A 23,994-nucleotide genomic window follows, 5' to 3' on the forward strand; every position below is an offset into this window, starting at 1 on the left:
TCCTGGTCTACAGCTCTACGAATGATGCGATGAAGCGCTCGGCGTCCAGCGCGGCGGCGCAGCCGGTGCCGGAGGCCGTGATGGCCTGACGGTAGGTGTGGTCGACCAGGTCGCCGGCGGCGAACACGCCGGGGACGTTGGTGCGGGTGCTCGGGTGGTCGACCTTCACGTAGCCCTCGTCGTCGAGCTCGACCTGGCCCTTGAACAGCTCGCTGCGCGGGTCGTGGCCGATGGCGACGAACACGCCGGTGACGTCGAGCACCTTGGTCTCGCCGGTCTCCACGTTGCGCAGCCGGGCGCCGGCGACCTTGCCGTCGTCGCCGAGGACCTCCTCCACCACGGAGTTCCACTCGACCTTGATCTTCGGGTTGTCCAGGGCGCGCTTCTGCATGACCTTGCTCGCCCGGAACGAGTCGCGCCGGTGCACGATCGTCACCGTCTCGGCGAAGCGGGTCAGGAAGGTGGCCTCCTCCATCGCGGAGTCGCCGCCGCCGACCACGATGATGTGCTGACCGCGGAAGAAGAATCCGTCACAGGTGGCACACGAGGAGACGCCGTGGCCGAGCAGCTCCTGCTCGCCGGGCACGCCCAGGGGCCGCCACGCGGAACCGGTGGAGAGGATGACCGCGCGCGCGAAGTATTCCTTGTCGCCGACCCAGACGGTCTTGAGGCCCTCGGTGCCGGGCTCGGTGGGCTTGTCGCCCAGCTCGACCCGGGTGGCGTCGTCGGTGATGAACTCGGCGCCGAAGCGCTCGGCCTGCTTGCGCATGTTGTCCATGAGCTCCGGGCCCATGATGCCCTCGGGGTGGCCGGGGAAATTCTCCACCTCGGTGGTGGTCATCAGCGCACCACCGGACTGCACACCCTCGATGACCAGCGGCTTGAGGTTGGCCCGGGCCGCGTAGAGCGCCGCGGTGTAACCGGACGGTCCCGAGCCGATGATGATCAGGTTTCGGACCTCGTCCACTGCCGACTCCTCAATCTGGGTTCGCCGGGTCACCGGCGACATCGCACGCTAGAACGTCATGGTAGGAGAGCAACATTCCCGCGCGTCATGGGCTTGTGGGCCCCGGCATAGTGGGGGTGCTCACGACGGCGGGCGTCGGTTCAGCCTACCTTCGCGGACCCCAGCTTGTCGGCGCCGGAAGCGGGCGTGCCACAGCCGGCGCCGGCCGCCCAGACCCACGACCCGTTGGCGGCCGTGAACTGCACGATCAGTGCGGGTGCGCCCTCGTACCGCGCGTAGTCGATGGTCTGCGCGGTGACCGGCCCGGCACCGTTGGCGCCGGCGATCGCATCGAGGCAGGCGAGCAGCGCCTCCCGGACGCGCAGCCGGTCGAGCGCCTCGTTCCGCTCGGCCATCACCCCGCCGGTCGGCTCCGCGCCCTTGTTCCGGGAGTCGTCCGCCGCCCCGGTCCGCGGGGCCGGCGGTTGCTGACCGGGAGCCCGCGGCGCGGACCCGGTCTGCCCGGTGTCGGCCGGCGCGGACAGGGCCTGCGCGGCGGCCTGCGCGAGCGTCCCCCGGTTGTAGTCGATGCCGCTCGACGAGATCTGTCCCGGACCGGCCGGCAGCGCCAGCGCGTGCTCGGCACCCTGCGCCGACCCGGCCGCCGAACTGTCGTCCGCCGAATCCGCGCCGCCCAGCTGCTGCACCCCGAACCCGACGAAAGCCAGGACCCCCGCCGCGATCCCGGCCGGCGCGGCCCACTTCCACCGCCGGACCCGCTTCCGGGCCGTCGTGGCCCGCTCTTCCCCATCCGGTACGGCGACCAGGTGCCGGCCAGGAGCAGCACCGTCGCCACCCGGCGCCGAGTGGATCGCGCCGGAAGCCGCAACGTCGAACTCCCCGGCACGGGGGCTGCTCCCGGAAGCGGCACTGCCACTCCCCGCCTCCCCACCCCCGGCGGCCTCGGCGGCGAACGCGGCATCGAGCCGGGCCACGAACTCCGCCGGCATCGGCTCGGGCTCCTCGCCCCAGGACCGCAGCGCCGAAGTCATCGCGCCGGCCGCCGCGTCGAGCTCCGCGTGCGCCCGCCGCCACCCGGGATGCCCGACGATCAGCGCGGCGACCACGGCCTCATCGGGGGTGCCGTCCAGCGCGCCGCCGACATAGTCGGCCAGCAGGTCGAAGTCGACCTCGCTGAACTCTGCCCCGGTCACGCCTGTTCCCCCCTGTCACCCGGCACCGGCGGATACGTCGAAGCCGGCGTCGATCCCGTCGCCGGAAGCGGCACGGTCGCGCCCGACCCCGATGGGACGCGCCCCGCCGCCCCACGGTTCCCGCCGTGATCGGCGTCTCCCGGCGCACCGCCGTGATCGGCGGTGCCGCGTTCCCCGCCGTCGGCGCGTCCGCGTTCCCCACCGCGGTCGGCGCGTTGGCGTTCCCCGCCGTGATCGGCGCGTCCGCGCTCCCCGTGGTGATCGGTGTCTCCCGGCGCGCCGCTCTGAGCGCCGGCCCCTCGGGCGGGGCCACCGGCGTCCCGGGCGGAACCGCCGACCGGATCGAACCCGACCCGCAGATGCCCCAGGGCCAGCGCCATCCGCGCCCGTCCTCGCGCGCACCTGCTCTTGATCGTCCCCTCGGCCACCCCGAGGATCCCGGCGGCCTCGACCACCGGGTAGCCCTGCACGTCCACCAGCACCAGTGCGGCCCGCTGCTCCGCCGGCAGCGCGGCCAGCGCGGCGCGTACGACGAGGGCGGTGTCGTGGTCCTGGACCGGGGCGGCCGGCTCTCCCCGGGCGCCGAGGCCGCCGTCGTCGGTGTGCGTACCGTCGGGGAGGGGGACGGTCGGGTGGGCCTGCCGGCGCCGGATCCGGTCGAGGCAGGCGTTGACCACGATCCGGTGCAGCCACGTGGTGACCGCCGAGTCACCCCGGAACCGCGCGGCGCCCCGGTGCGCGGAGAGCAGCGCGTCCTGCACCGCGTCGGCGGCTTCCTCACGATCCCCGATCGTCCGCAACGCCACGGCCCACAGCCGGTCGCGATGCCGCCGCACCAGCTCCCCGAAGGCGTGCTGGTCGCCGTCGACGTGGGCGCGCAGCAGCTCGGCGTCGGTGGGCTCCGAGCCGGGCGCCTCATCGCGTGCGTCGCCGGAAGTCACGCCAGCAATCTAGCGGAGTGGAGCGACTCGACCCCACCCGGCAACCGCCGGGGGCGCCGGCCTCAGTTGCCGTGCACCTCGACGTTGGAGATCTCGAGCCGGTACCTGCCGTCGTTGTCGCGGGGCAGCTCGGTGACGAAGACCATGAGGTACTGGTACTTCACGCCTTCCTCGAAGACGGTGAAGAACGTGTTGGTCCCGTCCGTCTTCGAATACTCCCCGTCGCGGCAGGCCTTCTTGGCCGCGTTCGTCTCCTCGCCGTCCGGGTCGCCGAGCTTCTTCCAGGTCTTGACGACCTGGTCGTCGCCCTGGCTGCTGTCGCCCGGGTCGGAGGTGCCGGTGCAGATGCCCATCGCCGCGCCGGGCGAGGAGGCCTCGACCCGGACGTCGCTGATCGTGTGCGGCGAGCCGAGGTTGATCAGCAGGCCCATGCCCGGCTTGTTGTAGAATTTCGGCTCCTGGAATCCGGCCGTGCGCCAGGCGGTGTCCTTGTCGTCGTCGACGGTGAGCTTCGCCTCGGCCGCGTCGGTGCGGTCGCCGGTCGGCGGGTCGACGATGCGGACCATGTCGGCGGTGAGCGGGATCTTCTTGGGTGCCGCCCCCTGCGTCTCCGAGCCGGGGGTGGTGGCGTCGCCCTGGTTGCCGCCGCCCTGGGGGGCGGTGTTCGCCTGGGTGGTGCCCTCCGGCTTGTTCGAGCTGGAGTCGCTGATCGCGCGGATGCCGAAGATGAGGCCGATCACCGCGATGACCGCGAGGGCCGCGATGCCCAGGACGATCTTGCGGTTGTTGCGGACCGGTTCCGCCGAGGTGCCCTGGGTGAAGCGGAGCGGGCCGACCTCCTCGTACTCCTCGTCGGCGGAGTCGAGGCGGGCCAGCTCGCCGGTGAGGGCGTCGCTCTCGGGGGTCGCGACCCGCTTGTCGAGCAGGTCCATCGTGAGGTCGTCGAGATAGGCCGGGACGCCGGCGCGGATCTGGCGGGGCGCGGAGAGGGCGCCGTTGCCGTCGCGCATGGCGTCGGGCAGGGACGAGGGGCGACCCATCTCCGTCTGGGGCCAATGGCCGGTCAGGGAAAAGTAGAGGATGCCGCCGACCGCGCGGACGTCGGACTCGGTGCTGTCGGACGCGTCGGCCCGGGCGTCGGCCAGGACCACCCGGCCGTCGTCGCCGATGAGGGTCGTGCCGGGGTGCACGTTGCCGTGGACCATGCCGGTGGCGTGCACGGCGGCGAGCGCGTCGGCGATGGAGTGGGCGATCGCGATGGCGCGGGCCGGGTCGAGCGGACCCTCCCGCGCGATCAGCTCGCGCAGCGCCTCGCCGTCGACCCACTCGCGCACCACGTAGGCGCGCTGGCCCTCGTCGATCGCGTCGTAGACGCCGACCAGATTGGGGTGGATCACGCGGCTCGCGTCGACCGCCGCCTGCAGCATCTCGGCCGCGGGATCGCCGCCGGGGTAGCGCAGCACGACCGCCACCGGGCGCCGGAGAATGACGTCGATGCCCCGCCAGACCTGCCGGCCAGCACTGTCGTTGTTGACGTGCTCCTCGAGCTGATAGCGCTCGGCCAGGATCTCACCGACGGTGGGCGCACCGAAGGTCATGACCGGTCCGGCCTCGTCGGCCGCGGTCTCGTGGCCTTCGCCGACCTGGGTCACCCGTCCTCCCTCGGTGGGTTCGCACGTGTCGCCCCTGACCTTACCCGCCCGCGGCCAAGGTCCCACAGGTCATCCCCGGGCGACCTGGGGGTCCGAGACGTTCCGCGGGGGCTGTACGAGGCTCTGGGCGTACACGAATCAGCAGTTCAGGGGGTTATCCACAAGGTTGTCCACAGGGCCTAGCGCCCGAGTTTGCGGCGCACCATGCCGACGACCTGATTCACTTCGTGGACCTTGAACAGGGTAGCCGCCACGAGGTAGACCAGCATGATCACCCCACCGCCGACCACCACCTGCAGCGCCGCGTCGAGCCGCCCGGGCGTGTCACCGCCGGGCAGGAAGTGCACGACCAGCAGGCCGGCGGCCGTGGCGGCGCCCGCGGCGGCGACGACCTTGAGCAGCGCGACGGCCACCGAGCCGAGGTTGAGCCGGCCGATCCGGCGACGCAGCACGGCGAGGGAGATCAGCGCGGAGAGCAGATAGGAGATCGCGTTGGCCGCCGTCATGCCCGCCGCCGCCAGCGACTGTGACAGCACCTGGGCGAGCACGAGGTAGCCGGCGATGCGCACGGCGACGACCGGCAGGTTGATCAGCGCGACCGTCTTGTTGCCCTGCAGCGCGTAGAAGGCATAGGTACAGAGGTAGCTGACGGACAGCGGTATCACCGCGAACGCCGCGACGACCAGGACGCGGCCGGTGGCGAACGCCTGGTCGTAGTTGAGCGCGCCGCCCTGGAAGAGGGTGACCGCGATCGGCACGCCGAGCACCCCGTACGCGACGGCGATCGGGGCCAGCGCGGTCGTCGTGAGCCGGATGCCGCGGCTGACGTCGGCGCTGACGTCGGCGAACCGGCCCTCCGCGGCGGCCGCGCTCATCTTGGGCAGCAGCGCGGTCATCACCGAGACGCCGATGATGCCGTGGGCCATCATCGTGAGCAGGAAGACGTTGTTGAAGGCCAGCGTGCTCGCCTGCTTGCCGTCCGACACCCCGCTGAGCACCCGGACCACCAGGAAGACCGCCAGCTGGTTCGCGACGACGAAGCAGAGCATCCAGCCCGCGAGCCGGCCGATCTCGCCGAGGCCCAGTTCGCGCGGGGCCCAGCGCCACCGCCACGAGAAGCCGACCTTGCGCAGCGCGGGCAGCAGCCCGATCGACTGCACCACCATGCCGAGCAGGGTGCCGCCGCCGATCAGCGCGATCTCGGCGCCGGACATGTCCTCCGGCTTCTTCAGGCCCGTACCGAAGACCGCGATGAAGACGCCGCACGTCGCGATGACGACGAGGTTGTTGAGGATGGGCGCCCACATCGGCGCGGCGAAGTGGCCGCGGACGTTGAGCACCGCCGCGATGAGCGCGGAGAGGCCGGTGAAGAAGATGATCGGCAGGATCAGGTACGCCAGCGACGTGACGAGGTCGCGGTAGCCGTCGCCGGTCTGGCTGCTCGACTGGATCAGCGTGATCACCGGCGCTGCCACGGTGACCAGCACGGTCGCGATGCCCAGGGTCGCCACGGCGAAGGTGAGCAGCTGCTGGGTAAAGAGCTGGCCGTCGTCCGGGTCGGCCTTGCGGCGACGGACGAGCAGCGGGATGAGAACGCTGGACAGGATGCCGCCCAGCAGCAGCTCGTAGATCTGGTTCGGCAGGAACTGGGCGCTCGTGTACGCGTCGCCGACGCCGGCGCCCAGCGTCATGCCGATCAGCATGTTCCGGACGAACCCGATCAACCGGCTGACCAGGCTGCCGGCCGCCATGATCGCGCTGTTGCCGGCGGTGCTGCGCCCCTGGCCCGCCGTGCTGGGCGCGGCCTCCGGCCCGGCCGGCTCGGCGCGTGACGAACTGCCGTAGACGGTGCCCGAGCCGGACGACTCGACGACCGTCGGCGGGAACACCTCCGGCGGAAGCGCCTGGTCGGCGGCCGCGGTCGGCAGCGTGCCCGTGCTGTCGACGGAGATCAGCATGGCGCCGTCGGACGGCTCCGGCTCACCGTCGGGCGCGGCGTGCGCGCTGCGGTACAGGCCGCCGCTCACCAAGACCTCCCCAGGGGTACGGACACAGACGTCACCCTAGCCACGGGCCGCTCACACGTGATGGCGGACCAGGGTGCCCGGCGGCGCACCCGCCAGCGTCTCGACCATCCAGCAGGCCTCGAGCGGTACGAGCGGTTCGCTCAGCGCGTCCAGCACCGTCGGGTGGTCGCAGCCGGCCTCGGTCAGCACGCTGAGAAGGGCGCGGACCGGGCCCAGGTCACCGGTGTCGGCCATGTGCCGGGCGAGCGGGCGGACGTCGGCGTACCACTGCTCCTCCGGAAGCTGGGACAGCCGGCGGGCTGCGCGGCGTACGAGCTCGGCAAGCCCCTCGTGCGGAAAGCGTAAGCCGCCCCGGACCTGGAGGTGCGACGGTGCCTGCGCGGTGTAGGCCGCGATCGCGGCCTCGTCGAGGACGTGGGGCGACGGCACCGGCGGCTGCGGCCACCAGTCGTCGCCGGTGAAGAGCGGCAGCGGCGCCTGCTCCGGGGCGTTAGGTGTGGGCTGCGGCACATCACGGCGCAACGATCGGTACGCGGCCTCGCGCACCGCCGCGACCGCGTTCCCGTCGTCCTCCGCGGTCGCCGGCGCGAACGGGCCCAGCAGCGCCACCACCAGCCCGGGATGCGGCAGCGTCGGATCCTCCAGGGCGATCACCCGGGCGCACAGCTCCAACTCGTGCCAGCGCAGCGCCGCCGGGTACGGCCGGCCGGGCGCCGCCCAGCCCAGCTGCACCGGCTCGCTGGTCGCCGGCCCGCGCAGGCCCAGCGTCTGCTCGCCGGTGGCCAGGTCCAGGTCGAGCACGAGGCCGTACCCGCCGGTCACGGGCAGGTTGATCCGCAGCTCGGCGGGCTCGGGGTCGTCGATCGCGCCCTCGTCCGCCCGCAGGCGGGACCAGAAGGCGGGATCCTCGCTGAGGCGGCGCAGCGCCTCGGTAACGGGCACGGTCCTATCCTGCCCGCTGCGCCCGGTGACCGCACGACCGCACTGACCACCGGCTCCGATACGCTGGTCGTCCCATGTCTGTGTTGAATACGGCCCAGCGCAATGCCGTCCAGGAGCTGCTGCGGGTCTCCCCCGTCGCCGACGAGCTGGGGCGCCGCTTCGGTGCCGCCGGCCATGAGCTGCACCTGGTGGGCGGTTCGGTGCGCGACGCGCTGCTCGGGCGCCTCGGCGACGATCTCGACTTCTGCACCGACGCGCGTCCCGAGCAGACCCTCGCCGTGGTCAAGGGCTGGGCGGACGCGATCTGGGAGACCGGGCGCGAGTTCGGCACGATCGGCGTGCAGAAGGACGGCCTGCGGCTCGAGATCACGACGTACCGGGCCGAGGCGTACGACGGGGTCACCCGCAACCCGGTCGTGGAGTACGGCGACAACCTCCTCGACGACCTGCGCCGCCGCGACTTCACGATCAACGCGATGGCGGTCAGCCTGCCGGGGCACGTGTTCACCGACCCGTACGGCGGGCTCGAGGACCTCGCGGCCGGCCTGATCAGGACCCCGTCCCGCCCCGAGGAGTCGTTCGGCGACGACCCCCTCCGGATGCTGCGCGCCGCCCGTTTCGCGGCGAAGCTCCGGTTCACTGTGGACCCGCCTGTGCTCGCCGCCATGCGTGCCATGGCCGCCGACCTCGACCGGATCACCGCCGAGCGGATCCGTGACGAGTTCACCAAGCTCCTGTGCGGCCAGGACCCCGTCGGTGGCCTGCGCCTGCTCGTCGACACCGGGCTCGCCGACCGGTTCCTCCCCGAGCTGTCCGGGCTCAAGCTGGAGATCGACGAGCACGCCCAGCACAAGGACGTCTACGAGCACACGCTGATCGTGGTCTCCAACGCCGTACGCCTCGAGGGCGACACCGGCCCGGACTTCACGCTGCGGATGGCCGCGCTGATGCACGACGTGGGCAAGCCGGCGACCAAGGCCGTCGGCCGCGACGGGCGGGTCAGCTTCCACCACCACGAGGTGGTCGGTGCGCGCCTGACCAAGCAGCGCATGAAGGCCATGAGATACCCCAAGGACGTGACCTCCGCGGTGGTCGAGCTGGTCGCGCTGCACCTGCGTTTCTACGGGTACGGCCGGGGCGAGTGGACCGATTCGGCGGTGCGCCGCTACGTGACCGACGCCGGCGACCTCCTCCCCCGCCTGCACAAACTGACCCGCTCGGACTGCACGACCCGCAACCGGCGCAAGGCCGCGGCGCTGGCCGCCGACTACGACGCGCTGGAGGAGCGGATCGCCCGCATCCAGGCGGAGGAGGACCTCGCCCGGGTCCGTCCCGACCTCGACGGCAACGCGATCATGGAGCTGCTCGGGGTGCCGCCGGGCCCGATCGTCGGCCAGGCCTGGCGCCATCTGAAGGAGCTCCGGCTGGACCGCGGGCCGCTCGACCGGGACGAGGCCGAGGCGGAACTGCGGCGCTGGGCCCGGGAGCACGGCCACATCTCCTGAATGTCGTACCGATGGAGCACAATCGGCTCGTGCGGCTCCTCATCGAAACCCCCATCGGCCCGCTCGGCGTCGAGCTCGACGCCGGAACGGTCATCGGTGTCCGCTTCGGCGCCTCGGCGGCCTGGGCGGGTGACGCCGGCGACGGCCATCGCGTCCTGACCGAGCTGGCCGGCTACTTCGCCGGCACGGTCACCGACTTCGGCGTCCCGATCGAGCTGCGCGGTGGGTCGGCCTTCGAGCGGGCGGTGTGGGGCCAGATCGCCCTGATTCCGTACGGCGAAATGGTCACGTACGGGAAGATCGCGACCGCCCTGGGTGATCCCGGCGCCGCACGGGCCGTCGGCACGGCGTGCAACCGCAACCCGATCCCGGTGATCGTGCCGTGCCACCGGGTCGTCGGGGCCGGCGGGAAACTGGTCGGCTTCGGCGGTGGCCTGCCACGCAAGCGTCAGCTGCTCGAGCTGGAGGCGCGGGTGGCGCTGGAGCGCGCCTGGAGCTGAGTCCTCGGCCGGCAGACGGTCGCGTGGACCTGGGCTCGAGCTCTCAGACGGCGGCGCAGGAGCCGTCGGTGGTGCGGGGGGCGAGCTGTCAGGTGGCGGCGCAGGAGCCGTCGGTGGTGCGGGGGCCGAGCTCGAACGTCGGGCCGGTGGCGTCGACGATGCCGTAGACGCAGGCGTCCCCCACCGCCCCGCGGAACGAGAGGTCGGGGCGGACCGTGGCCTCGAACCCGTGGCGGACGAGACTCCGCCGGAGCGTTTCCCGGCCGAGGCTGCCGCTCGCCGCGAGGAGGGTGAGCTCCGGCCGCAGGAGATCGATGCAGGCCTCGGCGGCAGGCAGCGCTCCGGCGGGGACCGGGGCGCGCTGTGGTGCCGGGCTCCTCGCCGCGGCCAAGGCCCGGCGGTGTCTTTCCTGCTCCTCGCTGAAGGACGCGGTCGGCTGCGGGACACTCGGGCCGCCGGCCCGTCGCGGCCCGCCGGCCGGCTGTTCGCCGCAGCGACTGATCGCCCGGCCGGGTGCGACGGCTACTACCCCGGGGGAGTGAGGAATCAGCCGGGGCGCGGGAGGAACGGCGACGGCGCTGGCGAACAACGTGACGTTTCGGGTGGGCGTACCCGTGGGGGTGTCGCCGGGCCGGGCACAGGCGGCGACCGTGGCGATCATGCTCAGGGCGACGCCCGCCGCCGTGATGCGGGTCATACCCGCATGATATCGATGGACGACGAAGGCCGGACCCCCTGCGGGATCCGGCCTTTCGCGTGGGTCGTCAGCGCTCGATCTCACCCTTGATGAACGCCTCGACGGCCGCCTTGGCGTCGTGGTCGTTGTACTGCACCGGCGGGCTCTTCATGAAGTAGGAGCTGGCCGAGAGGATCGGGCCGCCGACGCCGCGGTCCTTGGCGATCTTGGCGGCGCGCACCGCGTCGATGATGACGCCGGCCGAGTTCGGCGAGTCCCACACCTCGAGCTTGAGCTCGGCGGTCAGCGGGGTGTCGCCGAAGCTGCGCCCTTCCAGCCGGATGTAGGCCCACTTGCGGTCGTCGAGCCACGGCACGTGGTCCGACGGGCCGATGTGCACGTCGCTCTTCGCCATCTCGTGCGGGATCTGGCTGGTGACCGACTGGGTCTTCGAGATCTTCTTCGAGACCAGGCGGGTGCGCTCCAGCATGTTCATGAAGTCCATGTTGCCGCCGAAGTTGAGCTGGTACGTGCGCAGCAGCTCGACACCGCGGTCCTCGAACAGCTTGGCGAGCGCACGGTGCACGATCGTCGCGCCGACCTGGCTCTTGATGTCGTCGCCGACGATCGGCAGGCCCGCGTCCTCGAACTTCTTCGCCCAGACCGGGTCGGAGGCGATGAAGACGGGCAGGGCGTTGACGAAGGCGCAGCCGGCGTCGATCGCGGCCTGGGCGTAGAACTTGTCGGCCTCCTCGGAGCCCACCGGCAGGTAGGACACCACGACGTCGACCTCGGCGTCCTTGAGGGCCTTGACCACGTCGACCGGCTCGGCCGAGGACTCCTCGATGATCTCGCGGTAGTACGTGCCGAGACCGTCGAAGGTCGGTCCACGCTGGACGGTGACACCGGTCGGCGGCACGTCGGTGAGCGTGATCGTGTTGTTCTCGCTGGCGACGATCGCCTCGGCCAGGTCCATGCCGACCTTCTTGGCGTCCACATCGAACGCCGCGACGAACTTCACGTCGGATACGTGGTAGTCGCCGAAGGTCACGTGCATGAGACCCGGGACGCGGTCGTTGGGGTCGGCGTTGCGGTAGTACTCCACGCCCTGGATCAGGGACGAGGCGCAGTTACCCACACCGACGATGGCGACGCGGACGGAGCCCATCGCGTTTGCCTCCTTGTTCATCACGGCCGGTCCTGGTGCGGAGCCGGGTCTTCGGGGGGTGCCCCGGCCGCCTGATCGGCGGGCGGGTGGGTGGTGCCGCTCTCCGTGCCGTGTCCGGCGGAGGGCGTACGCCCGGAGCGCTCGTTGGTGATGAGCTCCTCGAGCCAGCGGACCTCGCGCTCGCAGGCGTCCAGTCCGTGCCGTTGCAGTTCCAGCGTGTACGCGTCGAGCCGGTCCCCGGCGCGCGACAGCATGTCCCGCAGGCCCTCCCGGCGTTCCTCGATCCGGCGCCGGCGGCCCTCGAGGATGCGCAGCCGGGTCGCGCGGTCGGTCCGGGAGAAGAAGGTGAAGTGCACGCCGAAGCCCGCGTCGTCGTACGTCTCGGGCCCGGCCTGGGCGAGCAGCTCGCCGAACCGCTCCTTGCCCTCAGCAGTGATCTTGTAGACAATCCGGCCCCGTTTGCTGGTCATCGGCGGCACGATGTCGGTCTGGGTGGCCTGTTCGCTGATCCAGCCGGCCGAGTGCAGGCGCTTGAGCGTCGGGTAGAGCGTGCCGTAGCTGATCGCCGCCCGGATGGTGCCGAGCTTGGTGGCCAGCTCTTTGCGCAGCTCATAGCCGTGCATCGGGGCCTCTTGGAGGAGGCCGAGAATCGCCAGTTCCAGCATGAGGCCACCTCCCTTGCCGCGATGTATCGGGCTGATACATCGCAACCGTAGATCGGGGCGAGACGGATGGCAAGGCGGTGATGCGTGGTCGCCGCCACGCCACGCTGCGTGATGGCTGTCGCCCTTCGGGTGCGGACCGCGTACTCTCTTCGCCATGCGCACGCAGCGGCAGGTCGTCGACTACTCGCTACAGAAGCGAGCGTTGCTGCGTGACGTGCACAACGGCAAGATCGGGACGCTCGAGGTCTGCGATGCCTCGCCGTACCTGAAAAACGCAGCTCGGTTCCATGGCGAGCCCACGGACGAGCGCTGCCCGGTCTGCCGCCGCGACAACCTCACCCTGGTCCACTACATCTACGGCGACGAGCTCAAGCAGTCCGCCGGCCAGGCCCGTAAGCTCGCCGAGCTGCCGGTCCTGGCGATGACACTGCGTGAGTTCCAGGTCTTCGTGGTCGAGGTGTGCCAGTCCTGCGCGTGGAACCATCTGATCGAGCAGTACCTGCTCGGCAGGGACGCGCTCCAGCCAGACGAACAGCCACAGGGCGCGACGGCCGCCGCCGCGTCCGCCTCGGGCCGCCACCGCGAGACAGGGCCGTCGTCACATCGCCGGGAGGGCCGACAGTGATCGCCCTCAACGTCGCTAACGTTGACACGACCCCGACCGACACGGGCATCCAGCGCCGCAATCGGTCATTCTTGACATCCGACAGGGCGGCTGCGGGGATGCAGCCCAAATTGTCCGCTCGTGGCAGAGCCGACGGGAGTCCCTCCAGGGCTCCCCGGGCACGCCACCGCGACCGGTAGGTGTAACCGAATGAACTCGTACGGCGATCCGCAGTCTGCACGCGCCCGGGCCCGAGTGCCCGGGCCGTCCGCTGCTTCCACGCCTGACGACGACCAGTCCGGCTACGACGAACGCCCCGCGCCCGACGCGTACCGGCGCTCGACCGGCGGCCGGGCCAGCGTCAGCGGTGCCGCGTCCGTCGGCTCCGCGTCCGTCGGCTCCGCCTCGGTGGGCGGCCGAGCCTCGGTGGGGTCAGCGCGTCCCCCGGCCGGCTCCGCGCCGGTCGGCTCGGCCCGGGTGGGCGGCCGCGCGTCGGCCGCCGCGCCCGTGAACGCCGGCCCCGGGCGGGCCTCCGTCGCGCGCGCCGCGGTCCGGCCGGTGTCCCCGGCCGTGGGCGGCGGTCCGGGTCCGGACGGACCGGGCGGCCACGGCCGCCGCGGCGATGCCGAGAAGATCCTCACCAAGGCCGCCAAGCGCCGCCGCCGCACCAACATCCTGACCGCCGCGGCCGCCGTGGTGGTCATCCTGCTCGGTGTCGGCGTCGTCGGCGGCACCTACTTCTTCGACGACGTCGACCTGCCGCCGCAGAAGGAAGAGGCGCAGACCAACGTCATCCTGGACGCCAAGGGCACGATCCTGGCCAAGCTGGGCGACCAGAACCGCACGGTGGTCCCCCAGGCCAAGATCAGCAAGGTCGTGCAGCACGCCGTCGCCGCCGCCGAGGACAAGAACTTCTACCGGCACAACGGCATCGACATGAAGGGCATCGTCCGCGCCGCGTGGAACAACTTCACCGGCGGGGACACCCAGGGCGCCTCCACGATCACCCAGCAGTACGCCCGCCACGCCGCCGATCTCAAGGAGATCAGCTACAACCGCAAGCTGCGGGAAGCCGTCATCGCACGCAAGCTCGAGTCCAAGTACGAGAAGGACGAGCTGATGGCGATGTACCTGAACTACATCTACCTCGGCGAGGGCCGCTACGGCATCGAGGCCGCGGCGCAGGGCTACTTCGGCAAGTCGGTGATGACGCCCGAGGGTTCGAAGGGTGCGATCACGCCGTACGAGGCGGCGGTGCTGGCCTCGATCATCAAGCAGCCGGAGCCCACCGCGACGCACAAGGGCTACGACCCGAACTACAACCCGGTGGACGCGAAAGACCGCTGGGAATACACGATGAAGAACATGCTCGAGGAGAAGTGGATCACTCCCGAGGTGTACGCCGCTCGTCAGTATCCCAAGGTCAAGCCGGTCTCCAAGAACAACTGCAAGACGTGCGCCGCGGACAAGCCGGTCGGCATGATCATGCGGCACGTCAACTTCGAGCTCCGCGAGATGGGCATCACCGAGGCGGAGTTCCAGCGCGGCGGCATGACGGTCACCACGACCATCGACCCCGAGGTGCAGAAGGCCGCCGAGGAAGCCGGCTCGCGCAAGAGCAAAGAGTCGCCGATGAACGGCAAGCCGAAGTCGTACCAGGCGGCGGTGATCGGCATCGACCCGGGCACCGGACGGGTGCTCGGCTACTACGCCGGCGACGACCCCAACGGCACCGACTACGGCAGCTACATGAACGGCGAGGGCACCGGCTTCAGCGGTCGCGGCCAGTCCCCCGGCTCGACGATGAAGATCTACACGCTGGCCGCCGGCCTGCGCGAGGGCATCTCGTTCGAGACGATCTGGGACAGCACGAAGAAGCGCGCGAACGGCCGGGAGATCAACAACGCCGGCGCCGACCCGGGCACGATCTGTGGCGGTAAGAAGAAGAACTGTGACCTCGAGACGGCCACGGTCAAGTCGTACAACTTCCCGTTCTACTGGATCGCGGACGGCATCGGCCGGGACAAGGTCGTCGCGGCCGCCCGCGACGCCGGCCTCGAGCACATGTGGCCGGACAACGGTCCGGTCGTCGACCTCACCAAGACCGACAAGTCGACCTGGCGGAAGAACTTCGACAACGAGGTCGCCTTCGGTCAGTACCACGTCGTCCCGCTGGAGCACGCCGAGGGCGTGTCGACCATCGTGAACCAGGGCGTCCGCAACAAGGCGCACTTCATCAAGAGCGTGAGCTCGGTCGACCCGGACACCGGCAAGAAGAAGGTCGTCAAGCAGGAGAAGCTCGCCCCGAAGCGGGTCTTCGACAAGGACCAGATGTCCGACCTCTCGGGTGTCATGGCGAAGATCCCGGCGCACGCCGAGAACACCCTGCGCAACGGCCGGCCGGCGATCGCCAAGTCCGGCACCTGGGAGTTCGACGACGGCAAGGACAACCACACCGGCAGCGGTGACACCTGGTTCGTCGGCGGCATCCCGCAGCTGGCGGCGACGGTCTGGGTCGGCGGTGCCGGCAACAAGGTGGAGCTACGGGACAACGGCGGCGACATGTTCGGCTCCGGCACCCCGGCCGCCATCTGGGAGAAGTTCATCGACTCCGTCACCAAGGCGCTGGACTGGAAGCAGGAGCCGTTCCCGGAGCGGGTCCGCACCGGCGACAAGAACAGCCAGTACGCGAACGGTGAGGCTCCGCCGCCGCCGCCGGAAAACCAGCCGCCCGACCTCAACCAGAACTGCCAGTACTTCCCGCAGTTCTGCAACAACGGCAACGGCAACGGCAACGGTGGCCCCGGCAACGGCACCGGCAACGGTGGCCCGGGCAACGGCACCGGCAACGGCGGTCCCGGCAACGGCGGAACCAACGGCGGCGGCACCGGCGACGGTGGCGGCGACAACCTCCCGGGTGGTCCCGGAAACGACACCGGCACCGGCGGAGGCGCCGACAACGAGGAGAACAACACCGGAGGCTGACCTTCGGCAGACGTGACGAACCGGCGCCCACCCCCACTGGGGAGGGCGCCGGTTCACTCTGTGCGGTGGCTCCTCCGCCGGGACCACCCGCCCGGGCGGCACGGCGTGCGGTCGGGCGCCGCCTCGCGTGCCGGATGGGGCATGATGCGGAGTCATGAGCGCGCCTTCGCCGGAGACCGACCGGACCGACCTGCCCGCCGAGTCCGATGGGTTCGTCCGCGGACTGTCGCAGGCGATCGGCGGCCCGATCGGTGAGCACGCCGCCCGGCCGGAGGCCCGCACCGACCGGTTCTGGACTCCGCAGCGCATCGTGCTGGCCCTGGTCTGCCTCACGCTCGCCTTCAGCTGGGTGCAGAAATCTCCCTGCCAGGACGGCGACTGGCAGAAGAACATCCAGTACACGCGGTACTGCTACACCGACGTGCTGGCCCTCTACTACGCGGAAGGGCTGAACGAGGGCAAGGTGCCGTACCGCGACCACCCGGTCGAGTACCCCGTGGCCACCGGCTACTTCATGGGCGCGCTCGGCCTGCCGGTGCACGCCCTCGGCGAGCGCTACCCCCAGATCAACCAGGGCCGGTGGTTCTACAACGCCAACGCCCTCGTGCTGTCCATCCTGGCCGTGGCGTCCGCGGCGATGCTCCTCGCCCTGCGGCGCCCCCGGCCGTGGGACGCCGCGATCTTCGCCCTGTCGCCCATCCTGCTGGTCACCGCGACGGTCAACTGGGACTTCCTCGCTATCGGCCTGGCGATGTTCGGCCTCTACGCGTGGGCCCGGCGCTGGCCCCTGGTCGCCGGCCTCCTGCTCGGCCTCGGCGGCGCGGCGAAACTGTGGCCGCTGTTCATCCTCGGCCCGCTGCTCGTGCTGGCGTTACGCTCCCGGCGCGTGCAGGCCTTCCTGCTCGCCCTCGGCGGCGCGGTCTTCGCCTGGCTCGCGACGAACCTGCCCGTCGCCATCCTGTACCGCACCAGCTGGACCCGCTTCTTCGAGCTCAACGAGACCCGCCCGATCGACTGGGGCACCCTCTGGTACATCGGCCGTTACCTCGACGGCAAATGGAACACCGACGGCGACCGCGGCCCGTTCCAATGGCTCAGCGACCACATCCCGACCCTCAACGCCCTGACCCTCGTCCTGACGATCGTCGCGTGCCTCGCGATCGGGCTGCTGTGCCTGCTCGCCCCCCGCCGTCCCCGGCTCGCCCAGCTGGCCTTCCTGGTGGTCGCCGCCTTCCTCATCTTCAGCAAGGTCTGGTCCCAGCAGTACGTCCTCTGGCTCCTCCCGCTGATCGTCCTCGCCCGCCCCCGCTGGGGCGCGATCATCGCCTGGACCGTCGCGGAGATCGGCTACTTCGCGGCCTTCTACGCCGAGCTGCTCGGCGCGGGCGGCAAGCCGGTCATTCCGGAGGGGACGTTCGTGCTGGCCTCGAGCCTGCGGCTGATCACCGTCGCGGTGCTGTGCGGGCTGGTGGTCCGGGAGATCTGGCGGCCGGAGCTGGACGTGGTGCGCCGCACCTACGACGACGACCCGGACGGCGGGGTGATCGACGGCGCACCGGACGCGGCGTGGGTGGCGTCGCTCCGACGGTTCTTCCACGTGACGCCGGCGGCCGGGTCGTCCTCGCCGGCGTCGCCGACGCCGGCCGCGGTGGGCGGCAGCTGACGGCTGCGGCCGAGGGCGTCGCCCGGCCCGGCGCAGCCCGCCGTGCTCGTCGAACCGGTCGGCCGGGACCGGTGGCAAGCCTCGGCGGCGTGGCACCCGGGCGGGAGCGTCAGTTCAGGCGGAACAGGACTGATTCGTTGTCGAGGTCCTCGCGGGTGATGCCGAGCGCGTCGACCGGGAGATCACCCGAGCGTTCCCAGACGGTTCCGGCCGCCTGGGAGCGGAGCAGCAGCACCGTGCCGACGCCGAGCGTCCGGAGGTACTGCACGCTGGCCGCGTCGGGGAAGGCCGCCACCGATCGGCGCAGCTCGGACTGGCGGCGGGGCGCGAACCCGCCGCTGCCGTTGGCCAGGTCCTGGAAGCGGGTCGTCGACCAGAGCATCACGGTCTGGTCGCTCAGCGTGCCGGTGGGCAGGACCAGCATCGGGCCCGTCACCGTACGCATGGCAGCGGGCTGAGCCGGCACCACCGGATGCGCGGTCGCGTTCCAGGTCTCGAGCAGGATCAGCAACAACGGTACGAACGTGGCCAGGCGCAGCCACGGCCCCGGCCACGGCGGGATCCGTGACGCGGTCAGATGCTCGGCCCGCCGGACGAACTCGGCCACCGCCCCGGCCGCGAGGATCGCCAGGAACAACGTCACCCACACCATCAACCGCCCGGGAATCCGTACGCCGAAAGACGACGGCAGATGCCCGAACAGCGGCAGATAGGTCCAGCGGCCCTCGAAGAAGGTGGTGCCGAGGGTGAAGACGGCGCTGACCAGGACGGCGGCGAGCAGGAGGAGCCGTTGCCACATGCGCCAGACGGAGAAGACCAGCCCGACGAGGGCCAGCGCGTACAGGACGAAGCCCGGCAGCAGAGACATCTCGGCCGACCAGGCCAGGGACTCGCGCGCGACGGCGTGCGGCGCACCCCAGATCCGCGACTCGGCGGGACCGATCAGCAGGCTCCGCACGGGCGGCGAGAAGAACGAGATCTCCGTGCCGGCCGGCACGGTGTCACCCACGCGCAGGTACGGCACGGCGATCAGCGCGCCGACTCCGGCGACGATCAGCACCCCGAGCAGGTCGGTGACGAGCAGCCGCCAGCCCAGCACGGGCACGGGCGACCGCCGCCGCAACCGCCGGAACAGCACGCCGAACGCGACGACCACGATGAGCCCCGCGAGCACGTACGCGAACGGCAGGCCCAGGGAGAAGCCGAGACTGACCTGCCACGTGGCGACGGCCCACCCGGCCGCGGCCCACCCGGCGTGCCGGCGACCGGGCCGGAACCCGTACCGGAGCGACCAGCCGTGCCCCCGCGCCAGCATCGCGAGGGCCAATGGGATCCCCCCGGCCGACACGATGTCCAGGTGCCCCTCCTGCGCGAGCCGCCACGGCGCGTACGCGAAAGCCACGGCCCCGACCACCGCCCCGGTACGCCCGGCGCCGAGCTGTCGCACGAGCGCGTACCCGCCGATGGCCAGCAACGCGTGGGCCAGCACGAACAGGATGTTGTACCGCAGTACGGCGGCGAGCGGCCCGCTCCCGATCATCCCGGCGGGCGCATACCCGAGCAGGCTGTCCCCGAAAGCGAAGCTGTACCGCTCCGGGAAGAAGGCGTTGGCCTGCCAGAGCCGCACGGGCTCGGTGGTGAGCACATGCCCGGCCCACGAGACCTGCCACGCCTGCCGGGCCGGATCCCAGATGTCCTGCGGGAACGTGTGCAGCGGATAGCGCAGGGTCGGCCAGGTGAGCGCCACGGCGAGCAGCAGCGAACCGTAGATGACGAGGGCATACTCGTGGATCAGCGCCCGGCCGGTGACCCGCAGCGCCCGCCGGAGTCGCCCGGGCTGCCGCTCGGAGGTCTGGGCGAAGACGGTCCAGGGATCGGGCGGTGCGCCGGGCGGCCGCGTGGACGGCAACGCGGCCTTCCGCCGCCGGAATCGCCCGGTCGATTCCGCGGGCTTGCCGTCGCTCCCCGCCTCGGCCTCCCCGTCCGGCTTGGCCTCCCCGTCCGGCTTGGCCTCCCCGTCCGGCTTGGCGTCGCCGTCCGGCTTCGTGTCCCCGTCGGGCTTGCCGTCGCTGGCCGGTTTGGCCTCCCCGTCGGGCTTGGTGTCGGTGACCGGCTTGGTGTCGCCGTCGCGGTTGGTGCCGGTCTTGGGGGTGGCGTTGCTGCCGGGCTTGGCGTCCCCGGGCTGCGGGCCGTCGGTCGCGGGCTTGGTGTCGCCGGGAGTGGCCGAGAGGGAAGCCGTTTTGCCCTTATCGCTCTCGTCGCCGTCCGTCTTCGAGGCGGAACCGGCAGGCCGGGGTGGCACCGCGGGCCGCAAGCTCGGGCTGTCACCCGCTTTCGTGCCGCGGGCCCTTCGCAGCCCGCCCCACCGCCGAATGCTCGGCGCAGCCACCGCCTCGGCCTGCTCCTCGCTGGCCGCGCGGGAGCCGCTGGCCGTGCCGGAGCCGCTGGCCGTGCCGGAGCCGCTGGCCGTGCCGGAGCCGCTGGCCGTGCCGGAGCCGCTGGTCGCGCCGGCGCCGGAGTCGCTGGCCGCGGCCGTGCTGGAGCCGCTGGTCGGCCCTGGCGCCGTGCCCGTGCCGGGTCGGCCGGGTGGGCCTGCCGGGGTGGCATCGGCGGCGCCGACCTGCGGTTGCTCGGTCGTCATCCCGCTCCCTCGTGCTGCCGGTTCAGCTGCCTGCCCGCTCCCGCAACAGGGCGATGTCCGCGGACTGGCCCTCTGCTCCGCCCGGGGTCTCGACGATCGCCGGGGCGTCCGCCGCGCGGATGGCCGCTACGACCAGGTCTGGGTCGATCTTGCCATTGCCGAGGTTGTCGTGCCGGTCTCGGCCCGAGTCGAAGGCGTCCTTGGAGTCGTTGGCGTGGATCAGGTCGATGCGGCCGGTGATGGCCTTCACCCTGTCCACGATGTTCAGCAGTTCCTCGCCGCCCGCGTGGGCGTGGCACGTGTCGAGGCAGAAGCCGGCGCCGAACTCGCCGACCGCGTCCCAGAGGCGGGCGAGGTTGTCGAAGCGGCGGGCCATGGCGTTGTCGCCGCCGGCCGTGTTCTCGATCAGGACCGGCAGCGGCAGGCCGCCTTCCTTCTCCGCGTACGCGAAAGTCTTGCGCCAGTTGTCGAATCCGACCGCGAGGTCGTCGCCGGCGTTGACGTGACCGCCGTGGACGATCATCGCCCGGGCGCCGATGGCGGCGGCCGCGCGGGCGTGCGCGAGCAGCAGCTTGCGGCTCGGGATGCGGATGCGGTTGTTCAGCGTGGCCACATTGATCACATAGGGCGCGTGGACGTAGATGTCCACGTCGGACGCTTGGAGTGCCGCCGCGTCGGGTCGCTCCGCGGGGGACTTCCAGCCCTGGGGATCGGCCAGGAAGAACTGGACCGCGTCGGCGCCGCGGGCGGCGGCTGCGTCGAGGGGATCGGCGGGATCGACATGGGCTCCGATGCGCATGGACCGAGCCTACGACGTGGGTACGACGCTCACCCTTTGTCGCGGGACGGACACCGAACGCGTCACCGGCGGGAACAAGGCGTCGTTAATCGAGGGTATTGCACTCGATCCGGGGAGATGGTGGCATGTCGCGGCAAGTCCGACACCGTATGACGACGATCGCGCTGGGCGGTTTCCTGCTCGGCGCGGCGATCGTCACGACGGGTACGGCCAACGCCGAGCAGGTCGACGAGGGTGGCCGCCAGGTCGTCTTCGCAGGGGGCGGCATGCTCGGCCTCTCCTGCCGGTCCACCCCGTCGGTGGATGCGATGACCGTCCCGGCCGAGAGCACCGTACGCGTGGTGAACCGTACCGGGCACGGCGCGAGGCTCCTGCTCAACGGGGCTTCCCGGGGGTCCATTCCGGACGACGGCGCGACGGAGGTCGTCTTCCGGCGCGGCACCACGGCGGTGACGCTGGACCCCACCTGCGCGGTACCCGACCAGGCCACCCCGGTGCTCGTCACCGCCACGCCGTCGTCGTCGCCCACGCCGGTCCCGTCGTCCTCGTCCGCCTCCGGAGGTGCCGTGAACGGGGGTACGGGCACGCCTTCCGGGACGCCGGCCTCGTCGCAGCCCGGATCGGGCACGCCGACGGCCACGCAGCGCCCCGGCGGCCCCGGCCTGGGGCTTCCGCTGACCGCGCCGCCCGGAAGGTCGCGTCCCACCCTGGTGCGGGATCAGGCCGAGGTCGTCGGGTCCCTGCCGCAGGGCGGCGCCACCTCGCGGGTGAAGACCAAGCTCATGAGGGGTACGGCGGGAGCGGACGTACCCGCGTTCTCGGGGATGCCCCCGGGGAGTGACAAGAAGGTGCTCCCCGGCGTACCGACGATGGAGTTGACGCCGACGGAGGCCGCGCCGGCCCTGGGTGCCCTGCCGGCGCCGGAGGTCGCGGCGGCGGAGCCGGTCGCGGCGATGCGGCCGATGGGTGGCTCGCGCCCGATCGGGCTGCTCGCTGTGGTCGCGATGGTGTGCGCGGCGGGGGTCGCCGTGGGAGCAATTCGGGCATTCGTGTCACAACGTGCATCTCGGGCGAGCGTCGCGTAGGATAGTCCGCAGAAGCTCCGCGGGGCGGCCGTTCCAACCTCATCGGTGTGGTCGTTCCTCCCCAGGTCCCACCCAGCGAATGCGGGACGGGCGCCCCGCGGCTTGTCCTCGAGGAGAGCCCCGTCCACCGACGGGGCTCTCCTTTTGGCTGGCCAACCCGGCGCGGGTATGCTTGCCCGGTTCGCAGCATCGCCGTGGGGCAACCACCCACGGTTTCTTTCTGCGACAGACACAAGACCTCCTGCCACGGAGAGACCGTGGCCGTCAAGCCCACAGGAGGTGAGAACGTCTTGCGTCATTACGAACTCATGGTGATCCTCGACCCTTCGCTCGAGGAGCGCACCGTCGCCCCGTCGCTCGACACGTACCTGAACGTGATCCGGACCGCGGGCGGCTCGGTCGAGAAGCTCGATGTGTGGGGCCGTCGCCGGCTCTCGTTCGAGATCAACAAGAAGTCCGAGGGCATCTACGCCGTCGTGGATCTGCAGGCGACGCCCGAGGCCGTGGCGGAGCTGGACCGTCAGCTGCGGCTGAACGAGTCCATCCTGCGTACCAAGGTCATCCGGCCGGAGACCCGCTGACCCTCGTTTTTGTCGTAGGGCTCTGAGAGCCTTTGCGCGAACGAGAGAAGCGGCGAGGAGAAGATCATGGCAGGAGAAACCACCATCACGGTCGTCGGCAACTTGACCGACGACCCTGAGCTGCGCTTCACCCCTTCGGGTGCGGCAGTCGCCAAGTTCCGCATCGCTTCCACGCCGCGGACCTTGGATCGGCAATCGGGCGAGTGGAAAGACGGCGAGCCACTCTTCCTCGCGTGCAACATCTGGCGTGACGCCGCCGAGCACGTCGCCGAGTCGCTGCAGCGTGGCGCTCGGGTGATCGTGCAGGGCCGGCTGCGCCAGCGGTCTTACGAGACCCGCGAGGGCGAGAAGCGCACCGTCTACGAGCTCGAGGTCGACGAGATCGGCCCGTCCCTGCGCTACGCCACGGCGAAGGTGCAGAAGATGAGCAGGTCCGGCGGGGGCGGCGGCGGCTTCGGCGGCGGCGGTGGTGGCAACCGGCAGTCCAGCGGTGGCGGCGGAGGCGGCAACAACTTCGACGACCCGTGGGCGACGGCGGCCCCGGCCTCCTCCGGCGGCAACCGCTCCGGCGGTGGCGGCGGCAGCTCCTCCTCTTTCGACGACGAGCCACCCTTCTAAGCCCGACGGGCTTTCTTGAGTTCAGGAGTCAGAGCAATGGCAAAGGCTGCGGCGCTTCGCAAGCCGAAGAAGAAGGTGAACCCGCTCGACAAGGACGGGATCACCTACATCGACTACAAGGACACCGCGCTGCTGCGCAAGTTCATCTCCGACCGCGGCAAGATCCGTGCCCGCCGCGTCACCGGTGTGACCTCCCAGCAGCAGCGGCAGATCGCCCGCGCGGTCAAGAACGCCCGCGAGATGGCGCTCCTGCCGTACACGGCCACGGCGCGCTGAGGGGAGGCACCGAGATGAAGATCATCCTCACCCAGGAGGTGTCGGGCCTCGGCACCCCCGGCGACATCGTCGAGGTCAAGAACGGCTACGGCCGCAACTACCTGCTGCCGCAGGGCTTCGCGATCCAGTGGAGCAAGGGCGCCGAGAAGCAGGTCACGGTCATCAAGCGGGCGCGCGACGCCCGCGAGATCCGCGACCTGGGTCAGGCCACCGAGGTCAAGGGCCAGATCGAGGGCCTCAAGGTCACGCTGACGGCGCGCTCCGGCAACGGCGGCCGCCTGTTCGGCTCGATCACCCCGGCCGAGATCGTCGACGCGGTCAAGGCCGCCGGCGGCCCGGCCCTCGACCGTCGCCGCCTCGAGCTGCCCGGTCACATCAAGACCACCGGCTCGTACCCGGTCAAGGTCAAGCTGCACCCTGAGGTGACCGCGACGTTCCCGGTGAACGTCGTCGCCGCCAAGTAACAGCAGCGCCGGGAAAGGCGCGTCACCCTCCGCGGGTGGCGC

General features: G+C 71.3%; 20 protein-coding genes and 1 pseudogene. 10 read left to right on the forward strand and 11 right to left on the reverse strand.

Going from position 1 to position 23,994, the window contains the following annotated elements:
* Nucleotides 1–7: 7 nt before the first annotated feature.
* From trxB to CLV70_RS23420, 6 genes and pseudogenes are all read right to left on the reverse strand, one after another.
* The gene (gene trxB / locus CLV70_RS23390; protein WP_106128723.1) at nucleotides 8–967 is read right to left on the reverse strand and encodes a thioredoxin-disulfide reductase; all 960 of its coding nucleotides are present in this window, start codon (nucleotides 965–967) and stop codon (nucleotides 8–10) included.
* Nucleotides 968–1,107: 140 nt separating this feature from the next.
* A complete protein-coding gene (locus CLV70_RS39190; protein WP_146164129.1) occupies nucleotides 1,108–2,160 on the reverse strand; it encodes a hypothetical protein in 1,053 nt (350 codons plus the stop codon).
* Between the two features lie 353 nt (nucleotides 2,161–2,513).
* Nucleotides 2,514–3,101 (reverse strand): annotated as a pseudogene (sigM, locus tag CLV70_RS23405) (RNA polymerase sigma factor SigM); the annotation flags it as partial.
* A 62-nt stretch (nucleotides 3,102–3,163) separates the two neighbouring features.
* On the reverse strand, nucleotides 3,164–4,753 hold the full coding sequence (locus CLV70_RS23410) for a protein kinase family protein (protein WP_106128726.1): 1,590 nt from the start codon (nucleotides 4,751–4,753) through the stop codon (nucleotides 3,164–3,166).
* Between the two features lie 179 nt (nucleotides 4,754–4,932).
* Entirely contained in the window at nucleotides 4,933–6,780 is a 1,848-nt protein-coding gene (gene murJ, locus CLV70_RS23415; protein ID WP_106128727.1) for a murein biosynthesis integral membrane protein MurJ, read from the reverse strand.
* 51 nt (nucleotides 6,781–6,831) lie between these two features.
* On the reverse strand, nucleotides 6,832–7,722 hold the full coding sequence (locus CLV70_RS23420) for a hypothetical protein (protein WP_106128728.1): 891 nt from the start codon (nucleotides 7,720–7,722) through the stop codon (nucleotides 6,832–6,834).
* A 74-nt stretch (nucleotides 7,723–7,796) separates the two neighbouring features.
* Here CLV70_RS23420 and CLV70_RS23425 point away from each other — a divergent pair, with 74 nt between their 5' ends.
* Both CLV70_RS23425 and CLV70_RS23430 read left to right on the forward strand, forming a co-directional pair.
* Nucleotides 7,797–9,227: a CCA tRNA nucleotidyltransferase gene (locus tag CLV70_RS23425; RefSeq protein ID WP_106128729.1), complete on the forward strand. Its 1,431-nt coding sequence runs from the start codon at nucleotides 7,797–7,799 to the stop codon at nucleotides 9,225–9,227.
* Between the two features lie 29 nt (nucleotides 9,228–9,256).
* A complete protein-coding gene (locus CLV70_RS23430; protein WP_425440201.1) occupies nucleotides 9,257–9,727 on the forward strand; it encodes a methylated-DNA--[protein]-cysteine S-methyltransferase in 471 nt (156 codons plus the stop codon).
* An 88-nt stretch (nucleotides 9,728–9,815) separates the two neighbouring features.
* On the opposite strand, the gene CLV70_RS39775 is transcribed toward CLV70_RS23430, so the two are convergent.
* From CLV70_RS39775 to CLV70_RS23445, 3 genes are all read right to left on the reverse strand, one after another.
* Complete coding sequence (locus CLV70_RS39775) at nucleotides 9,816–10,424, reverse strand: hypothetical protein (protein ID WP_158277807.1); 609 nt, start codon at nucleotides 10,422–10,424, stop codon at nucleotides 9,816–9,818.
* 67 nt (nucleotides 10,425–10,491) lie between these two features.
* On the reverse strand, nucleotides 10,492–11,571 hold the full coding sequence (locus tag CLV70_RS23440; RefSeq protein ID WP_106128837.1) for an inositol-3-phosphate synthase: 1,080 nt from the start codon (nucleotides 11,569–11,571) through the stop codon (nucleotides 10,492–10,494).
* Nucleotides 11,572–11,591: 20 nt separating this feature from the next.
* Entirely contained in the window at nucleotides 11,592–12,236 is a 645-nt protein-coding gene (locus CLV70_RS23445; RefSeq protein ID WP_106128731.1) for a PadR family transcriptional regulator, read from the reverse strand.
* A 154-nt stretch (nucleotides 12,237–12,390) separates the two neighbouring features.
* On the opposite strand from CLV70_RS23445, the gene CLV70_RS23450 reads away from it, so the two are divergent.
* The 3 genes from CLV70_RS23450 to CLV70_RS23460 all read left to right on the forward strand — a co-directional run bounded on the left by CLV70_RS23450 (nucleotide 12,391) and on the right by CLV70_RS23460 (nucleotide 17,488).
* Entirely contained in the window at nucleotides 12,391–12,861 is a 471-nt protein-coding gene (locus CLV70_RS23450) for a DUF5318 domain-containing protein (RefSeq protein WP_106128732.1), read from the forward strand.
* A 189-nt stretch (nucleotides 12,862–13,050) separates the two neighbouring features.
* Nucleotides 13,051–15,825, forward strand: a complete 2,775-nt coding sequence (locus tag CLV70_RS23455; protein WP_106128733.1) for a transglycosylase domain-containing protein — start codon at nucleotides 13,051–13,053, stop codon at nucleotides 15,823–15,825.
* Nucleotides 15,826–15,979: 154 nt separating this feature from the next.
* A complete protein-coding gene (locus CLV70_RS23460; protein WP_106128734.1) occupies nucleotides 15,980–17,488 on the forward strand; it encodes a glycosyltransferase family 87 protein in 1,509 nt (502 codons plus the stop codon).
* Nucleotides 17,489–17,597: 109 nt separating this feature from the next.
* Here CLV70_RS23460 and CLV70_RS23465 read toward each other — a convergent pair whose 3' ends face one another.
* Together CLV70_RS23465 and CLV70_RS23470 are read right to left on the reverse strand one after the other, a co-directional pair.
* Nucleotides 17,598–20,129: a hypothetical protein gene (locus tag CLV70_RS23465; protein ID WP_342750401.1), complete on the reverse strand. Its 2,532-nt coding sequence runs from the start codon at nucleotides 20,127–20,129 to the stop codon at nucleotides 17,598–17,600.
* 22 nt (nucleotides 20,130–20,151) lie between these two features.
* Nucleotides 20,152–20,928 (reverse strand): deoxyribonuclease IV, encoded by a 777-nt coding sequence (locus tag CLV70_RS23470; RefSeq protein ID WP_106128735.1) that lies wholly within the window; start codon nucleotides 20,926–20,928, stop codon nucleotides 20,152–20,154.
* Nucleotides 20,929–21,077: 149 nt separating this feature from the next.
* On the opposite strand from CLV70_RS23470, the gene CLV70_RS23475 reads away from it, so the two are divergent.
* The 5 genes from CLV70_RS23475 to rplI all read left to right on the forward strand — a co-directional run bounded on the left by CLV70_RS23475 (nucleotide 21,078) and on the right by rplI (nucleotide 23,952).
* Nucleotides 21,078–22,013, forward strand: a complete 936-nt coding sequence (locus CLV70_RS23475) for a hypothetical protein (RefSeq protein WP_106128736.1) — start codon at nucleotides 21,078–21,080, stop codon at nucleotides 22,011–22,013.
* A gap of 290 nt (nucleotides 22,014–22,303) precedes the next feature.
* Nucleotides 22,304–22,594: a 30S ribosomal protein S6 gene (gene rpsF / locus CLV70_RS23480; RefSeq protein WP_106128737.1), complete on the forward strand. Its 291-nt coding sequence runs from the start codon at nucleotides 22,304–22,306 to the stop codon at nucleotides 22,592–22,594.
* 66 nt (nucleotides 22,595–22,660) lie between these two features.
* Nucleotides 22,661–23,212, forward strand: coding sequence for a single-stranded DNA-binding protein (locus tag CLV70_RS23485; RefSeq protein ID WP_106128738.1), 552 nt, complete (start codon nucleotides 22,661–22,663; stop codon nucleotides 23,210–23,212).
* 36 nt (nucleotides 23,213–23,248) lie between these two features.
* Nucleotides 23,249–23,488, forward strand: coding sequence for a 30S ribosomal protein S18 (gene rpsR, locus CLV70_RS23490; RefSeq protein ID WP_007073789.1), 240 nt, complete (start codon nucleotides 23,249–23,251; stop codon nucleotides 23,486–23,488).
* A gap of 14 nt (nucleotides 23,489–23,502) precedes the next feature.
* Nucleotides 23,503–23,952 carry a 50S ribosomal protein L9 gene (gene rplI / locus CLV70_RS23495; RefSeq protein ID WP_106128739.1) on the forward strand — a complete coding sequence of 150 codons (450 nt, stop codon included), beginning with the start codon at nucleotides 23,503–23,505 and terminating at the stop codon, nucleotides 23,950–23,952.
* Nucleotides 23,953–23,994 lie beyond the last annotated feature (42 nt).

Source organism: Pseudosporangium ferrugineum (assembly GCF_003002065.1).
Lineage (GTDB): Bacteria > Actinomycetota > Actinomycetes > Mycobacteriales > Micromonosporaceae > Actinoplanes > Actinoplanes ferrugineus_A.

Bases quoted from the DNA above. Each gene is read 5' to 3' on its own strand.
- CLV70_RS23445 (WP_106128731.1), bottom strand. From the start codon at position 12,236: ATGCTGGAACTGGCGATTCTCGGCCTCCTCCAAGAGGCCCCGATGCAC.
- CLV70_RS23450 (WP_106128732.1), top strand. From the start codon at position 12,391: ATGCGCACGCAGCGGCAGGTCGTCGACTACTCGCTACAGAAGCGAGCG.
- CLV70_RS23455 (WP_106128733.1), top strand. From the start codon at position 13,051: ATGAACTCGTACGGCGATCCGCAGTCTGCACGCGCCCGGGCCCGAGTG.
- CLV70_RS23440 (WP_106128837.1), bottom strand. From the start codon at position 11,571: ATGGGCTCCGTCCGCGTCGCCATCGTCGGTGTGGGTAACTGCGCCTCG.
- CLV70_RS23470 (WP_106128735.1), bottom strand. From the start codon at position 20,928: ATGCGCATCGGAGCCCATGTCGATCCCGCCGATCCCCTCGACGCAGCC.
- rpsR (WP_007073789.1), top strand. From the start codon at position 23,249: ATGGCAAAGGCTGCGGCGCTTCGCAAGCCGAAGAAGAAGGTGAACCCG.
- CLV70_RS23425 (WP_106128729.1), top strand. From the start codon at position 7,797: ATGTCTGTGTTGAATACGGCCCAGCGCAATGCCGTCCAGGAGCTGCTG.
- rplI (WP_106128739.1), top strand. From the start codon at position 23,503: ATGAAGATCATCCTCACCCAGGAGGTGTCGGGCCTCGGCACCCCCGGC.
- CLV70_RS23475 (WP_106128736.1), top strand. From the start codon at position 21,078: ATGACGACGATCGCGCTGGGCGGTTTCCTGCTCGGCGCGGCGATCGTC.
- CLV70_RS23465 (WP_342750401.1), bottom strand. From the start codon at position 20,129: ATGACGACCGAGCAACCGCAGGTCGGCGCCGCCGATGCCACCCCGGCA.
- CLV70_RS23485 (WP_106128738.1), top strand. From the start codon at position 22,661: ATGGCAGGAGAAACCACCATCACGGTCGTCGGCAACTTGACCGACGAC.
- CLV70_RS39775 (WP_158277807.1), bottom strand. From the start codon at position 10,424: ATGACCCGCATCACGGCGGCGGGCGTCGCCCTGAGCATGATCGCCACG.
- CLV70_RS23460 (WP_106128734.1), top strand. From the start codon at position 15,980: ATGAGCGCGCCTTCGCCGGAGACCGACCGGACCGACCTGCCCGCCGAG.